The 13,068-nt window shown below is 64.7% G+C and carries 17 protein-coding genes and 1 tRNA gene; 5 read left to right on the top strand and 13 right to left on the bottom strand.

Annotated features, from left to right (window positions below; all coding sequences use genetic code 11):
* Nucleotides 1–11 precede the first annotated feature (11 nt).
* Genes ureC through DY201_RS01750 form a run of 6 tightly spaced genes read right to left on the bottom strand, consistent with a single transcriptional unit; the run spans nucleotide 12 to nucleotide 4,087 of the window.
* Nucleotides 12–1,724 carry an urease subunit alpha gene (gene ureC / locus DY201_RS01775; RefSeq protein WP_115729714.1) on the bottom strand — a complete coding sequence of 571 codons (1,713 nt, stop codon included), beginning with the start codon at nucleotides 1,722–1,724 and terminating at the stop codon, nucleotides 12–14.
* Nucleotides 1,724–2,029 carry an urease subunit beta gene (locus tag DY201_RS01770; RefSeq protein WP_115729713.1) on the bottom strand — a complete coding sequence of 102 codons (306 nt, stop codon included), beginning with the start codon at nucleotides 2,027–2,029 and terminating at the stop codon, nucleotides 1,724–1,726. Before DY201_RS01770 ends, ureC begins: the two co-directional genes overlap by 1 nt.
* Nucleotides 2,030–2,034: 5 nt before the next feature.
* Nucleotides 2,035–2,625 carry a HupE/UreJ family protein gene (locus tag DY201_RS01765; protein ID WP_115729712.1) on the bottom strand — a complete coding sequence of 197 codons (591 nt, stop codon included), beginning with the start codon at nucleotides 2,623–2,625 and terminating at the stop codon, nucleotides 2,035–2,037.
* 26 nt (nucleotides 2,626–2,651) lie between these two features.
* Nucleotides 2,652–2,906: a DUF1272 domain-containing protein gene (locus tag DY201_RS01760; protein ID WP_115729711.1), complete on the bottom strand. Its 255-nt coding sequence runs from the start codon at nucleotides 2,904–2,906 to the stop codon at nucleotides 2,652–2,654.
* A gap of 7 nt (nucleotides 2,907–2,913) precedes the next feature.
* Nucleotides 2,914–3,216, bottom strand: a complete 303-nt coding sequence (locus tag DY201_RS01755) for an urease subunit gamma (protein WP_115729710.1) — start codon at nucleotides 3,214–3,216, stop codon at nucleotides 2,914–2,916.
* 16 nt (nucleotides 3,217–3,232) lie between these two features.
* Entirely contained in the window at nucleotides 3,233–4,087 is an 855-nt protein-coding gene (locus tag DY201_RS01750; protein ID WP_115729709.1) for an urease accessory protein UreD, read from the bottom strand.
* Nucleotides 4,088–4,283: 196 nt separating this feature from the next.
* Here DY201_RS01750 and DY201_RS01745 point away from each other — a divergent pair, with 196 nt between their 5' ends.
* The 3 genes from DY201_RS01745 (at nucleotide 4,284) to DY201_RS01735 (ending at nucleotide 6,599) form a co-directional block, all read left to right on the top strand.
* Entirely contained in the window at nucleotides 4,284–4,538 is a 255-nt protein-coding gene (locus DY201_RS01745; protein WP_115729708.1) for an acyl carrier protein, read from the top strand.
* Between the two features lies 1 nt (nucleotide 4,539).
* A complete protein-coding gene (locus DY201_RS01740) occupies nucleotides 4,540–5,751 on the top strand; it encodes a beta-ketoacyl-[acyl-carrier-protein] synthase family protein (RefSeq protein WP_115729707.1) in 1,212 nt (403 codons plus the stop codon).
* Between the two features lie 143 nt (nucleotides 5,752–5,894).
* Nucleotides 5,895–6,599 (top strand): glutathione S-transferase N-terminal domain-containing protein, encoded by a 705-nt coding sequence (locus DY201_RS01735; protein ID WP_115729706.1) that lies wholly within the window; start codon nucleotides 5,895–5,897, stop codon nucleotides 6,597–6,599.
* A 25-nt stretch (nucleotides 6,600–6,624) separates the two neighbouring features.
* Here DY201_RS01735 and DY201_RS01730 read toward each other — a convergent pair whose 3' ends face one another.
* The 3 genes from DY201_RS01730 to DY201_RS01720 form a co-directional block, all read right to left on the bottom strand.
* Complete coding sequence (locus DY201_RS01730) at nucleotides 6,625–6,948, bottom strand: hypothetical protein (RefSeq protein ID WP_115729705.1); 324 nt, start codon at nucleotides 6,946–6,948, stop codon at nucleotides 6,625–6,627.
* Between the two features lie 96 nt (nucleotides 6,949–7,044).
* The gene (locus DY201_RS01725; protein ID WP_115729704.1) at nucleotides 7,045–7,653 is read right to left on the bottom strand and encodes a nucleoside triphosphate hydrolase; all 609 of its coding nucleotides are present in this window, start codon (nucleotides 7,651–7,653) and stop codon (nucleotides 7,045–7,047) included.
* A 66-nt stretch (nucleotides 7,654–7,719) separates the two neighbouring features.
* A complete protein-coding gene (locus DY201_RS01720) occupies nucleotides 7,720–8,811 on the bottom strand; it encodes a hypothetical protein (RefSeq protein WP_115729703.1) in 1,092 nt (363 codons plus the stop codon).
* Nucleotides 8,812–9,096: 285 nt separating this feature from the next.
* Here DY201_RS01720 and DY201_RS01715 point away from each other — a divergent pair, with 285 nt between their 5' ends.
* A complete protein-coding gene (locus DY201_RS01715) occupies nucleotides 9,097–10,068 on the top strand; it encodes a D-alanyl-D-alanine carboxypeptidase family protein (RefSeq protein WP_342635169.1) in 972 nt (323 codons plus the stop codon).
* 24 nt (nucleotides 10,069–10,092) lie between these two features.
* Here the strand turns inward: DY201_RS01715 and DY201_RS01710 are convergent, their stop codons facing one another.
* Both DY201_RS01710 and DY201_RS01705 read right to left on the bottom strand, forming a co-directional pair.
* Nucleotides 10,093–10,494, bottom strand: a complete 402-nt coding sequence (locus tag DY201_RS01710; RefSeq protein ID WP_115729702.1) for a (R)-mandelonitrile lyase — start codon at nucleotides 10,492–10,494, stop codon at nucleotides 10,093–10,095.
* Nucleotides 10,495–10,744: 250 nt separating this feature from the next.
* Nucleotides 10,745–11,332, bottom strand: a complete 588-nt coding sequence (locus DY201_RS01705; RefSeq protein ID WP_115729701.1) for an IMPACT family protein — start codon at nucleotides 11,330–11,332, stop codon at nucleotides 10,745–10,747.
* A gap of 192 nt (nucleotides 11,333–11,524) precedes the next feature.
* Between DY201_RS01705 and DY201_RS01700 the strand changes: the two genes are divergently transcribed.
* Nucleotides 11,525–11,601, top strand: a tRNA-Arg gene (locus DY201_RS01700).
* A gap of 30 nt (nucleotides 11,602–11,631) precedes the next feature.
* Here the strand turns inward: DY201_RS01700 and DY201_RS01695 are convergent.
* Complete coding sequence (locus DY201_RS01695; RefSeq protein ID WP_115729700.1) at nucleotides 11,632–12,108, bottom strand: pyridoxamine 5'-phosphate oxidase family protein; 477 nt, start codon at nucleotides 12,106–12,108, stop codon at nucleotides 11,632–11,634.
* Between the two features lie 100 nt (nucleotides 12,109–12,208).
* Nucleotides 12,209–12,973, bottom strand: a complete 765-nt coding sequence (locus DY201_RS01690) for a class I SAM-dependent methyltransferase (RefSeq protein ID WP_115729699.1) — start codon at nucleotides 12,971–12,973, stop codon at nucleotides 12,209–12,211.
* Between the last annotated feature and the right edge of the window lie 95 nt (nucleotides 12,974–13,068).

Raw genomic sequence — 13,068 nt, 5'->3', positions numbered from 1 at the left:
CAAGCCTGAAGCTAGAACAGGAAGTAGCGCTGCGCCATGGGCAGCACCGTCGCCGGCTCGCAAGTGAGCAGCTCGCCGTCGGCGCGGACCTCGTAGGTCTCGGGGTCGACGTCAATCTCAGGCATGGCATCATTGAGGATCATCGAGCGCTTGCCGATGCCGCCACGGGTATTTTCCACCGCCACCATCTCTTTTGCCACGCCGATGCGGTCGCGCAGGCCGCCCTCCAGCCCGGCCTTCGAGACGAAGGTGATCGAGCTGTTGGTCAGCGCCTTGCCGAAGGAACCGAACATCGGGCGGTAGTGGCTCGGCTGCGGCGTCGGGATCGAGCCGTTGGGATCGCCCATGGCGGCGGTGGCGATCCAGCCGCCGAGCAGGACCATGTCGGGTTTCACGCCGAAGAAGGCCGGGTTCCACAAGACGAGATCGGCACGCTTGCCGACTTCGATTGAGCCGATCTCGTGCGACATGCCATGCGCGATAGCCGGGTTGATGGTGTATTTGGCGATGTAGCGGCGGGCGCGGAAATTGTCGTTGTTGCCCTTCTCCCCAGGCAGCGCGCCGCGCTGGCGCTTCATCTTGTCGGCCGTCTGCCAGGTCCGGATGATCATCTCGCCGACACGGCCCATCGCCTGGCTGTCGGATGAGATCACCGAGAACGCGCCGAGGTCGTGCAGGATGTCCTCGGCGGCGATCGTCTCCTTGCGGATGCGGCTTTCGGCGAAGGCGATGTCTTCGGGGATCGACGGCGACAAATGATGGCAGACCATCAGCATGTCGAGATGTTCGGAGATGGTATTGACGGTGTAGGGGCGCGTCGGGTTGGTCGAGGCCGGGATGACGTTCGGGTACTGGCAGACCTTGATGATGTCAGGGGCATGGCCGCCGCCGGCGCCTTCGGTGTGGAAGGAATGGATGGTGCGGCCCTTGAAGGCGCCGACCGTGTCCTCGACGAAACCGCCCTCGTTGAGCGTATCGGTGTGGATCGCCACCTGGATGTCATAGGCGTCGGCGACGGACAGGCAGGTGTCGATGGCCGCCGGCGTCGAACCCCAGTCCTCGTGCAGCTTGAGGCCGCAGGCGCCGGCCAGCACCATCTCTTCCAGCGCGCCGGGCAGCGAGGCGTTGCCCTTGCCGAAGACGCCGATGTTCATCGGCAGGCCGTCGAAGGCCTGGATGATGCGGGCGATGTTCCATGGTCCCGGCGTGCAGGTGGTGGCGAGCGTGCCGTGCGCTGGTCCGGTGCCGCCGCCGACCATGCAGGTGACGCCCGAGTTCAGCGCCTCGTCGACCTGCTGCGGCGAGATGAAGTGGATGTGGGTGTCGATGCCGCCGGCGGTCAGGATCTTGCCTTCGCCGGCAATGACCTCGGTGCCCGGTCCGATAATGATGGTGACGCCTGGCTGGGTGTCGGGGTTGCCTGATTTGCCGATCGCGGCGATGCGCCCGTCCCTGAGGCCGACATCGGCCTTGTAGATGCCGGTGTGGTCGAGGATCACGGCATTGGTGATGACACAGTCGACGGCGCCCTGGGCGCGGCTCAGCTGGCTCTGGCCCATGCCGTCGCGGATGACCTTGCCGCCGCCGAACTTCACTTCCTCGCCATATATGGTGAAGTCGTTCTCGACCTCGATGAACAGTTCGGTGTCGGCGAGCCGGACCTTGTCGCCGACGGTCGGGCCGAACATCTTGGCATAGGAGGCGCGGGAGATTTGTGCAGGCATCAGAGTTTACCCATCACCTTCTTCTGGAAACCATAGACCTCGCGCTTGCCGCCATAGGGCACCAGCGTCACGTCGCGCTCCTGGCCCGGCTCGAAGCGCACGGCGGTGCCGGCGGCAATGTCGAGCCGCATGCCGAGCGCCTGCTCGCGGTTGAATTTCAGGCCGTTGTTGGTCTCGTAGAAATGAAAGTGGCTGCCGACCTGGATCGGCCGGTCGCCCGTATTGGCGACCTTGAGCGTTACCGTCGGCCGGCCCTTGTTGAGTTCGATCGAGCCTTCGGCTGCAATAATTTCGCCCGGGATCATGGGTCTCACGCTCCGAGCGCCAGCCAGAGGCCGCCGAGCGCTGTCGCAGCGCCGGCGATGCGGGTGACGAGACGGCCGGTGTCGCTGCCGAAGGCGCGACCGATACCGAGGCCAAGACCGACGCCGGCGGCATGCAGCAGCGCCGTCGACAGCGCAAAACCGATGCCGAAGCTGAGCGCGCCGGCCGAACCGAGTTCGCCGCCATGGGCGTGGCCATGGAAGCAGGCAAAGACGCCGACCATCAACATGCCCGCCCATGTCGGCACCTTGAGCGCGATCGCGGCAAGCAGGCCGATCACCACGACGGAAGCGAGGATGAAGGGTTCGACGAAGGGCAGCGGCGCGCCGGCGATGGCAGCCCCGAAGCCCAGAGCCATGGTGCCGACGAACGCCGCGGGCACCAGCCACAAAGCGCGGCCGCCGAGCAGGGCAGCCCACAGGCCGACGGCCACCATGGCGAGGATGTGGTCCATGCCGAACAGCGGATGCGACACGCCGGCGAGCAGCGAGCCGTGCTCATCCGGATTGAGGTGGGCGAAGGCGGGTGCGACCGACAAAGACATCAAGGAGAGGGCGACAGCGAGACGCTTGAGCATCGTTGATAACCTTTCGTTCAGGGCAATCAGGCGGCGGATTTCGACGCGCAGCCTTCGGCTTTCAGCACGCGCCTGGTCGAAGCAGGATATTTCGCAAGCATGGCCGCGGGCCGGATCGGCCGAGCCGAAAAATCGCCGCCGCAATTGGGGCAGCTGCCCGAGAGCACGCCTTCCGCGCAGTCGCTGCAGAAGGTGCATTCGAAGGTGCAGATGACGGCGTTCGTCGCCTCGGGCGGCAGGTCGCGGTCGCAGCATTCGCAATTCGGGCGCAGTTCGAGCATGGCGGCCTCAGCGGATAGGTTCGTGGACGGTGACGAGCTTGGTGCCGTCGGGAAACGTGGCTTCGACCTGGACGTCGTGGATCATCTCGGCAATTCCATCCATGACCTGGGCGCGGGTGATGACGTGAGCGCCTGCTTCCATCAGCTCGGCGACCGAGCGGCCGTCGCGGGCGCCCTCGACGATGAAGTCGGAAATCAGTGCCACGGCTTCGGGATGGTTGAGCTTGACGCCGCGCTCCAGACGCCGGCGCGCGACCATTGCCGCCATGGCGATCAGAAGCTTGTCCTTTTCCCTTGGCGTCAGGTTCATTCGCGCACCGAAATTCTTAGAGTGACCACAATCTGGGCAGGCCTGCCTGTCCATTGAGCAGGGCGACCAGCGGCATGAGTCGTTTCCGTAGCGTGTAGCCGTCCCCGGCGTAAAGCCTCGCAAGAAGCTTGCCAGTTGGCCCGACCGACCAGAAGCTGGCGCCGCCGTCGTCGCCGACAATTTGCCGCGCCGGCTCCAGCAGATGTTCGCTGCGTTCGGAGACGAGCAGCAGCGTTGCCATGGCGATGCGCCCGCCGCTCGATGCCTTTCGGCCGAGCGTTGCTTCGATCTCTGGTCCGACGGAGAAATCTTCGGCGTGGATGAGCCGGCCCGCGCTCCTGACGCGCCACCGGTCGCGGAACGTGCCGCTTTCGACGCGCTCGCCCATGGCGCTGCGGCCGAAGACGGTCGCTTCGACGATCAGCGCCTCGGCACCCACTGCCAGGTCGGCGTCGAGCCTGCGTGAAAAGGCGGAGCGATCGTAAGTGATCGTTTCCTGCGGCAGCCAGCCGAGGTAACCGCCGGCGCCGACCGACAGGCGAACCTCGACCTCGGCACGGTCGGTAAGCGCGCGGTAGACCTTCTCGCAGGCTTGGGTTGTGATGACGGCGCGTGCGCTCGCGCCGACCGAAACCTCCCAGCCGAGCCTGTCGCCGCCGGTCAGCCCGCCGGCCATATTGATCAGCACGGCTTCGAGCGGATCGGCGCCTGTCTCGGGCAGCCTGATCTTGGCAGCGCCATCCTGGTAGAGGCGGGCGAGGCGGCTGCGGCCGGCACGGTGATCGATCTCGATGCGGCCGCGCGCCGCCACGCGCTGCGTCGAAATTGCCGCTGCGTCCGCCTGGACGGACGATGATATGCCTGAAGTCATGGTGCCCCAAGGTTAGCCGCACAGGCGGAATTGTCGATATACAAGCTTGTTGCCTCCTCGCGTTTCGCTTTCTATACAGGGATGCCTTTTTGGCTCAATTCGGGGGCGATATCGTCTGAAAGGTCTGGCTCGGGCCCGGCGCAAGTGCTGCGCGGCGCGGGCATGACAAATGTGAGAGTTCTGGGGAAGGGTACTTATGGCCGACCAGTTGGCAACGGACATCATCGCCAAGATCAAGGCGCATGCTGAGGAAGGTGGCGAAGAGATCACGCTCGGCACAGAGCTGACCGCGCTCGGCATCCACTCGCTCGAACTCACCGAGATTATCTTCGACCTCGAGGAAGAGTACGGCATCGAGATCGAGATGAACACCGTCGACGCCTGGAGCAGCCTCAAGAATGTCGGCGACATGGTCGAAGCCGTTCGCGCCCTGATTGCAAAATCGGCCTGAGATGAAGCGACCCCGCATCGTCATCACCGGTATCGGCGGGCTGTGCGGTCTCGGCACCGATGCTCCAGCCATCTGGGATGCCATGCGTGCCGGCCGTTCGGCCATCGGGCCGCTGACCAATGGCGAGTTGCATGAGCTCAAGATCCGCATCGGCGCCGAGATCAAGCATCTGCCCGAGCACGGCATCGACCGCAAGCAGCTCGTTTCGATGGACCGGTTCAGCCTTCTCGCCGTGATCGCGGCCAAGGAAGCATTGCGTCAGTCCGGCCTGGTGGTCGACGACAGCAATACCCATCGTGTCGGCACCATCGTCGGCGTCGGCGTCTGCGGCTGGGAAGCGATCGAGGAAAACTACCGCGCCATCCTGCTCGAAGGCAGGAACCGCGCCGGCATCTTCACCGTGCCGAAGGTCATGCCGGGTGCGGCTGCCGGCCAGGTCAGCATGAACCTTGGCCTGCGCGGGCCGGTGTTCGGCGTCACCTCGGCCTGCTCGTCGTCCAACCATGCATTCGCCACCGCAATGGACCAGCTTTTGCTCGGCCGCGCCGACGCGATCGTTGCCGGTGGCACCGATGCGCCCTTGGTGTGGGGCGTGATCAAGGGCTGGGAAGCGTTGCGCGTCGTTGCGCCCGACACCTGCCGTCCGTTTTCCGCGGACAGGCAAGGGCTGGTTCTCGGCGAAGGCGCGGGCATGGTCGTGCTCGAAACCCATGACCACGCGGTTGCCCGTGGCGCGACGATCCTGGCCGAACTTGCCGGAACCGGCATGTCCGGCGACGCCTCCGACATCGTGGCGCCGACTGTCGAAGGCCCGACCGCGGCGATGCGTGCCTGCCTGCTCGACTCTGGGCTGGCACCGGAAGAGGTCGACTACGTCAACGCCCATGGCACCGGCACCAAGGCAAACGACCAGATCGAAACGGCGGCCATCCGCCGTGTCTTTGGCGCCCATGCCGACAAGCTGTCGGTGTCGTCGACAAAGTCGATGCATGCCCACTGCCTCGGCGCCTCAGGCGCGCTCGAGATGATCGCCTGCGTCAACGCCGTGCGCGAAGGGATCGTGCCGCCGACCGCCAATTATCGCGAGGCCGATGCCGATTGCGATCTCGACATCACGCCTAATGTCTCCAGGCAGCGCCCGGTGCGCGTTGCGATCAGCAACGGCTTTGCCTTTGGCGGCACCAATGCCGTGGTTGCGGTGAAGGCGGTCTGACCGCGCCTTCTTCGGCCTAATCTGTCATCGAGACAAAACAGGTGCGCTGCATATTGATGCGGCGCGTCCGCATGACTAACTCTTGTGTGCCCCACCATTCTGGCTCGTGCGCTTCACGCCGGCCACCCCACGAGGAACCGTCGATGAGCGATCTCACTCCCTTTCCGATTGCTGCCCGCTGGCCGGCGCAGCACCCGGACCGCATCCAGCTTTACTCGTTCCCGACGCCGAATGGCGTCAAGGTGTCGATCGCGCTCGAAGAGCTCGACCTGCCCTACGAGGCGCATGCCATCAATATCGGCAAGAATGAAAGCTGGACGCCGGAATTCCTGGCGCTGAACCCGAATGGCAAGATCCCGGCGATCATTGACCCCAACGGTCCCGGCGGCAAGCCGCTGGCGTTGTTCGAGTCGGGCGCCATCCTGCTCTATCTAGCCGAGAAGACTGGCCGCCTGATCCCTGCCGACCGCGCCCGCCACTACGAGACCATTCAGTGGGTATTCTTCCAGATGGCGTCTGTCGGCCCGATGTTCGGCCAGCTCGGCTTCTTCCACAAATTCGCCGGCCGCGAGATATCAGACAAGCGACCGCTCGAGCGCTATCGCGACGAGTCGCGCCGCCTACTCGGCGTGCTCGACAAGCGGCTCGAAGGCCGCAAGTGGATCATGGACGACGACTACACCATCGCCGACATCTCGATGCTTGGCTGGGTGCGCAACCTGATCGGCTTCTACGACGCCGGCGACCTGGTCGGCTTCAAGAGCTTCGAGAATGTCGGGGCATGGCTGGAGCGCGGCCTGGCCCGCCCGGCAGTGCAGGCGGGGCTGAACATTCCGGCACGCTCGTAGCCAACAACGTCAAGTCAGGGTCAAGCTATTTGGTGCTGGCCTTGGCTTTCGCCTTGGAGCCGTCGCGCTTCACCACGGAGGCGGCAAAACCGGCGACGCCGGTTGCCACACCCTTGACTTTGCGCATGATCCGAGTAGCCACCGACGGCCGCCTCTCGGCTGCGGTCTTTTGCGGAGTTGCCGCCTTGACCGGTTTTTCAGCTTCAGGCGTCACCTTTTTCGGCGCGCTCTTGCCGAGTTCCGGCTTGGCTGCGTCCTTGGATCTTTCGGCCAACGCCGGGCCAGCGCCCACCTTCGATTGAAGTGCTTTGCCCGTCTTCGGGGCAGCTTTTTTCGCCTTGGTCGCCATTGCTGTCGCCTCGCTGTTTCGTGAATTTCTGGACGCGCATTTGCGAATCGTCCGATGCGAGACAACGGGCATGCTGCGGTTCGGTTCCGCTTGTGGTCAGATCACCAGATCGGCCTTGCGTCGCGCGGCGAGCACGCGATCGATGTTGGGCATGTCGTTGCTGTCGATCCAGTTGCGCGCGTCGGCGTCCGAGCGGCCATGCTGGCGCCAGCGCTCGACCAGCCGCCGCTCCAGCTCCTCGCGCGGCACATCGACGAAGATAGTGAAGTCGAACAGCTGATGCAGCCGTTGCCAGGGCTCCTCGTCGAGCAGCAGGTAGTTGCCCTCGACGAGGATGAACTTGACGTCGGCCGAGACGATGTCCGCCGCCGCACGCGACAACTCGATGCTGCGGTCGAAGACCGGGATGGCGATGTCGGGCTCGGCGGCGCGCAGGCGCTTGAGCAGAACTTCGAAGCCGGCAAAGTCGAAAGTCTCGGGCGCGCCTTTGCGTTCACTGAGGCCGCGCTTTGCCAGTACCGCGTCGTCGAAGTGGAAGCCGTCCATCGGCACCACCGCGGCTGAGCCTTCGGGCAGCACGTCGTGCAGCGCCGCCGACAAGGTAGACTTGCCAGATCCGGGCGGTCCGGCGATGCCGATCACGAAGCGCTCGGCATGATGGGCGCGCTTGAACAGGGTTGCGGCGATGTGGGCGATTTCGGACATGGATCTCCCCGATGGTTTCGATGACATTCTGCCGCCGCACCCGTCAAAAATGAGGCGGCGGCGGCGTCACTTCAAGATCGGCTGGCCGATCCGCAGGAATGTTTCGTCGAACGGCGCCTCCCGCCGGCCGCCATCGGCGAAGGTGAGCTGCAAGCGGCCCGGCAGGGCTTCGACCTGCGATGGCGGATCACCGCCATCCAGCGGCATCGCGCCGACGATCTGGCGGAAGGCGACGCGGCCACCCAGCCCAAAGGCTGTCTCTATGCCTTCCTGCTTCAGCCAGTTGTCGCCGAGGGATGCTGCATGGCCGATTGCCGAGCGCCCGTCCTCGATGCCCAGGACGCCGTGGCGGCCGTTCCATGGCGCATAATAGCGGCCGCCATTGCTGATCCACAGCATGGTGACGGGCAGCTCGGCCGGGTTCTTCAGCACCAGGACGACATCGGCCTCGGCCTTGCGCGCCACCGCCGTCCAGCCCATGCCGCCGTGATCGGCCTCGACCAGGGTGACGAAATCCTCGTGCCGGCGCACGGCACTGTAACAGGTGAGGTCGGTCTGCCCGCCATCGGCGGCCGGGAAGCTGGTGAGGTCGTCGCTGCGGGCAGGGTAAGCAAGCAGATGGGCGCCCCGTAGCGGATCGGGCTCGGTCACATCGGGCGGGGTCACAGCCAAACGCTTCGGCGAAAAAGCGAGGCGGCCGCCCGCGGCCATCTCGGTCATCGGGTGATGGGCGACCGAGATTGCCCCCGATCCGCCGGTAAATGTGTGCTCCTGGTACAGGAACGGGTGGCCGTCGCGCAGGACGAGCGTCTTGTCGACGGTGGCCCCCATCACCTTGTGCCGGAGCCGGAAGCTTACGCTGTGGCCGCCTGGGATGGCTTGGTCGGCGACGAGATCCCAGGCGCTGTTGGCCGGCCAGCCATGCAGCGGCGCTGCCTCGACGTCGCTACGCGAAAACGGTGCACACAGGAAATCGCCTGACAGCCTGACGACACCCTTGGGCAGGCCTTCAGGCAAGTCTTGGCGGTCGATCCAGGCTGCGCGGTGCAGCGGCTTCAGCGTGCGTCCGCCGCTTGTGATGGCGAAATCGGCAATGTGGCCGACGGCAAGGTCGAGCGCGGCTGAAATGCCCTCGGCCCGGAAACCATGTTCGCTCATGCCAAATCACCCCGCTGCATGGCCCAACAGAGCCGATTTGGCATCCTTCGCGCAAGCCGGCGGGTGTAACCAATATTCAACACCGCCGGCGCAACATGCATCTGGTGCGTCCGACCAAATGGACGGAATGGCGTGCGTTCTGTAGTTTTCGGCTGTTGTTGCCGGCCGACATGTGACAAAGCCCAATTTTGGCGATCACCGACAGGTTCTTTCTTGTTAGCTCAGACCCACTCGATTTTGCTGCCTCTCGGACACCCCCGGTTTTCTGGGCTGTGGCGCAATGTCGTGGCACTGCTTGCGGTGATAACTCTTGTCGCTGGCTGCGCCACATCCGAGACGCTGAATGTTGCGCCGCCAGCCGCGGCGCCCGATAAGTTCGCCGCCATAGTCGTCGACGCCTCCAACGGGCGCACCCTCTACCAGGCCTATTCGACGGCACCCCGCTATCCCGCCTCGCTGACCAAGATGATGACGCTGTATCTGACCTTCGAGGCGATGCAGCAGGGGCGCGTCTCCAAGACGACGCTCATCCCGGTGTCGGAGAACGCCCGCTCGCAGCCGCCCTCCAAGCTCGGCTTCAAGCGTGGCGAGCAGATCGAGCTCGAATCGGCGATCCGGGCGCTTGCGACCAAGTCGGCCAATGACGTGGCGGTGGCCGTCGGCGAATATCTCGGCGGTTCGGAAGCAGGTTTTGCCAGCCAGATGACGGCAAAGGCGCGTCAACTCGGCATGACCAGCACCATCTTCCGCAACGCCTCGGGCCTGCCCGACCCGCAGCAGCGCACCACAGCGCGCGACATGGCGGTGCTCGGCATGGCGCTGCGCAAGCATTTTCCGCAGAATTACTACTACTTCTCGGCGACCGACTTCAATTTCCGCGGCAAGCGCATCCGCGGCCATAACGACCTGCTCGGCCGGGTCAACGGCGTCGACGGTATCAAGACCGGCTATATCAGGGCCTCGGGCTTCAACATCGTCACCTCCGTGCAGGCCGACGGCCGCAAGCTGGTGATCGTCGTCATGGGCGGCGACACGGCGCGCAAGCGCAACGCCCAGGTCGAAGAAATGATCGTCCGCTACATGCCACAGGCCGCCGGCGGCAGCCTGGCGTCCTCACTGTTCACCCCGGCACCGGCGGCTACCGCATTGGCAGCACCCTTGCCGGCACCCGCTGCCCCTGGCATGCCTATGCCTGTCGACACGTCCGCGACCATCCAGCAGGGCGACGCGCCTGTGCCGATGGGCGAAATCCAGTAGCCTTGCTGGTTGGCGCAGCGCGGCTCACGCCGGCGCGTTGTACTGATCATCCGTGACGTGCTCGAGCCAGTCGACGGCGCGGCCGTCGAGCGCTTCCTGCAGCGCGATGTGGGTCATGGCTGTTGTCGCGGAAGCACCGTGCCAGTGTTTTTCGCCGGGCGCGAACCAGACCACGTCGCCGGTCCTGATCTCTTCGACCTTGCCGCCCCAGACCTGTGCCCAACCGAGACCCGAGGTTATGACCAGCGTCTGGCCGAGCGGGTGCGTGTGCCAAGCCGTGCGTGCGCCCGGTTCGAAGGTGACGGTGACGGCGCGCAGCCGCGCCGGCGCCGGCGCTTCGATAACAGGATCCTGACGCACTGCGCCGGTGAAATAGTCGGGGGAGGGCGTTGCCGAAGGACGCGAACCGCTGCGTTTGATTTCCATTCTGGTCTCCTATGGTCGTGCCTGGCCGCTCTCTCTTCGGATCGCGGAGCCTCATTTCCCGTTGCTACGCTATTCCGGACGGAACACCACTGCACGCTTTTCCTGGAACGTTGTTCCAGCGAGCGGGAACGCCCTTGGTGGCCGTCCCTGCGCATCCCGCTGGGCGCGCACCGCGTCACAAGCTGAAGCAGTGCCTCTTGGCCGCCGACAAGTCTAGCCGCGCTTGATCGATTGAAGTATCGTGGCTGCGTCAGTCCGGCAGGGCGACGATCGCTCGCCCGCTGGTCAGGTCGGTTATCATCCGCGCGGTCGCAGCCGTGTCAGCCACGGGCAGCGCAACCACAAGCTCGGCGCCGGTCGCGGTGAAGGTCTCGGCGACGATGCGCACGCCCGGCTGGGCCGCGAGCCTTGCCTGAACGATCGCAAGATCGGCGAAGCCGCAGGTGATTGTTGCCTCGACCGTAATGACGATCTCGGTCTTGGCAGCACTGCGCAGGCAGGCGGCCGCGGTGCCGCCATAGGCTCGTACCAACCCGCCGCTGCCCAAAAGGATGCCGCCGAACCAGCGCGTGACGACGACGGCGACATTGTCGAGGTTTTGGCCATCAAGCGCCTGCAGGATCGGCTTGCCCGCCGTCCCGCTCGGCTCGCCGTCATCGCTGAAGCGGTAGCTCTGGCCGAAGCGCCAGGCCCAGCAATTGTGATTGGCCCCGGCATCAGAACTCGCAGCGATAAACGCCTTCGCCGCCGCCTCGTCCGCCACAGGCGCGGCGGTTGCCAGGAACCGGCTCTTCTTGATGTCCTGGGCGAAGGTTGCGGGGTGAGCGAGCGTGAACATGTCTGAGGGCGTTAGACAATGCCGGAAGGGTGGCCGTCAATTGCGCCTTGCTTGAGTCGACCGATAGCCGCAACACCCGATCGGTCTGGGCATTGCGATTTGCCACTTCCCCCGTTGAAGCTTGCCGCCGCATCGGTTATGAACGCGCGTCGTCCGGTGCGCCGGGCGTGTTCGGCGCGAATTCGCCGACGAGCACCCGTAGCTCAGCTGGATAGAGCGCTGCCCTCCGAAGGCAGAGGTCACAGGTTCGAATCCTGTCGGGTGCGCCAGACGTTTCGATTGCTTCCCGAATTCGCTGGCTAAAGTGGCACTTTCGCCACGCTGTCCTTGTAGTCCTGCTTCGGGTCACCCAGGCCCAGGAACATCTTGACGCCGGCAACGAGGCTGGAAGCGTCGAGCCAAATCTGGGCGTCTGCCGGTTCGAACCGCAGCAGCCTGAGCTTCGGATCATCCTTGCCCTTCTCGAACCACGCGGCCACGAAGCGGTTCCACAGCCGATCGATCGTGCCACGGTCGCTGTCGATCCTGAGGGTGCCATGGACGGTGGCAAACAGGTCATGCTTCTTGGAGGCGTAGACGAGCGTGGCTTTCCTGGCCCGCGCCAGCTTGCCTGCAAGCTCGGTGTCGCTTGCCGTGAAAAAATAGATGGTCGTGCGATCGCCATCGAACTGCGCGGTCATCGGGCGTGAGTCGATACCAGCTACACTCACCATCACGGTCATGTCTGAACGTATCGATTTCCAGAACTTCGCTTCGAACTCTCTCTTGTCGGCCATCGTGAATGTCTCCTTGAAGGAGGTTCAACCCCTGGCGTCACGGGAGGTTCCATCTGGCCGGCGATCCTAAGTGGGCGACGCGTGCTTACAGCCCAGCCCGCTATTGCTGCTCGGCGCTGATGATCCATGCACGCGAGTCGAACATCACACCTTCGGCAGTCATATGCTTCTCGAGCAGGTTGCGCAGCCGTTGGAGCGGCTTTTCAGGTGGTTCGTCAGCGCCGGCAAGCGCGTCCTTCACCATGTAAAGGCCGACAAGCGCATCGAGCGCCGCATTCACGTCCGACCCGTAGAAGACCGGCTCCCGCACCTCGGCAAAGCCAAAGCCGGCCGTGCTCAGGAGCTCCGTGGCGATGGCGGGATCGCCAAGCGAAAACGCTTTGCCGGCGTCCGTGACAACGGCGGCTCCTGGAGCCAGCGCCTGTCTGATGGCGCCGGACCATGGGTTTCGATCCTGGCTTTGCCACACCATCCAGGCAAGACGGGCGCCTGGGCGCATTGCCCGCGCGATGTTGGCGAATGCCGCCGCAGGATCGGCAAAGAACATCACCCCGAAGCGGCTGATGCACAGATCGAAGCCGGCAGCCGGGAAGTCGTGATGTTGCGCGTCGCCCAGTTCGAACGCCACATTCGCCAGCCGTGCCTTCGCGGAACGCTGCCGTGCGATCTCGAGCATGTCGGCTGAAATGTCGATGCCGAGCACATTTGCCTTCGCCGCGGCACGGGCGGCTTCGCGGGTGGTCTGGCCCGCGCCGCAACCGATGTCGAGCACCCGGTCGAACGTTCCGACGCGGGCAGCGGCCAGCAGATGCGGATGATGCCGCGCCAACTCCGCGTCGTAGAAATCAGCGCACTGGCATGCCATGCAACACTCCCTGTTGGTCTTGGAGGCCCTTGCCGTTTCTACGACGGATGAACCCTGTCAACAAATGGTCGGGTCATGGATTTCAGTAACCGGAT

The sequence above is a fragment of the Aminobacter aminovorans genome, assembly GCF_900445235.1.
Taxonomy (GTDB): domain Bacteria; phylum Pseudomonadota; class Alphaproteobacteria; order Rhizobiales; family Rhizobiaceae; genus Aminobacter; species Aminobacter aminovorans.
The sequence above is the reverse complement of the archived record's forward strand: the minus strand, read 5'-3'. Positions and strand labels throughout refer to the sequence as shown.

Bases quoted from the DNA above. Each gene is read 5' to 3' on its own strand.
- ureC (WP_115729714.1), bottom strand. From the start codon at position 1,724: ATGCCTGCACAAATCTCCCGCGCCTCCTATGCCAAGATGTTCGGCCCG.
- DY201_RS01770 (WP_115729713.1), bottom strand. From the start codon at position 2,029: ATGATCCCGGGCGAAATTATTGCAGCCGAAGGCTCGATCGAACTCAAC.
- DY201_RS01765 (WP_115729712.1), bottom strand. From the start codon at position 2,625: ATGCTCAAGCGTCTCGCTGTCGCCCTCTCCTTGATGTCTTTGTCGGTC.
- DY201_RS01760 (WP_115729711.1), bottom strand. From the start codon at position 2,906: ATGCTCGAACTGCGCCCGAATTGCGAATGCTGCGACCGCGACCTGCCG.
- DY201_RS01755 (WP_115729710.1), bottom strand. From the start codon at position 3,216: ATGAACCTGACGCCAAGGGAAAAGGACAAGCTTCTGATCGCCATGGCG.
- DY201_RS01750 (WP_115729709.1), bottom strand. From the start codon at position 4,087: ATGACTTCAGGCATATCATCGTCCGTCCAGGCGGACGCAGCGGCAATT.
- DY201_RS01745 (WP_115729708.1), top strand. From the start codon at position 4,284: ATGGCCGACCAGTTGGCAACGGACATCATCGCCAAGATCAAGGCGCAT.
- DY201_RS01740 (WP_115729707.1), top strand. From the start codon at position 4,540: ATGAAGCGACCCCGCATCGTCATCACCGGTATCGGCGGGCTGTGCGGT.
- DY201_RS01735 (WP_115729706.1), top strand. From the start codon at position 5,895: ATGAGCGATCTCACTCCCTTTCCGATTGCTGCCCGCTGGCCGGCGCAG.
- DY201_RS01730 (WP_115729705.1), bottom strand. From the start codon at position 6,948: ATGGCGACCAAGGCGAAAAAAGCTGCCCCGAAGACGGGCAAAGCACTT.
- DY201_RS01725 (WP_115729704.1), bottom strand. From the start codon at position 7,653: ATGTCCGAAATCGCCCACATCGCCGCAACCCTGTTCAAGCGCGCCCAT.
- DY201_RS01720 (WP_115729703.1), bottom strand. From the start codon at position 8,811: ATGAGCGAACATGGTTTCCGGGCCGAGGGCATTTCAGCCGCGCTCGAC.
- DY201_RS01710 (WP_115729702.1), bottom strand. From the start codon at position 10,494: ATGGAAATCAAACGCAGCGGTTCGCGTCCTTCGGCAACGCCCTCCCCC.
- DY201_RS01705 (WP_115729701.1), bottom strand. From the start codon at position 11,332: ATGTTCACGCTCGCTCACCCCGCAACCTTCGCCCAGGACATCAAGAAG.
- DY201_RS01695 (WP_115729700.1), bottom strand. From the start codon at position 12,108: ATGGCCGACAAGAGAGAGTTCGAAGCGAAGTTCTGGAAATCGATACGT.
- DY201_RS01690 (WP_115729699.1), bottom strand. From the start codon at position 12,973: ATGGCATGCCAGTGCGCTGATTTCTACGACGCGGAGTTGGCGCGGCAT.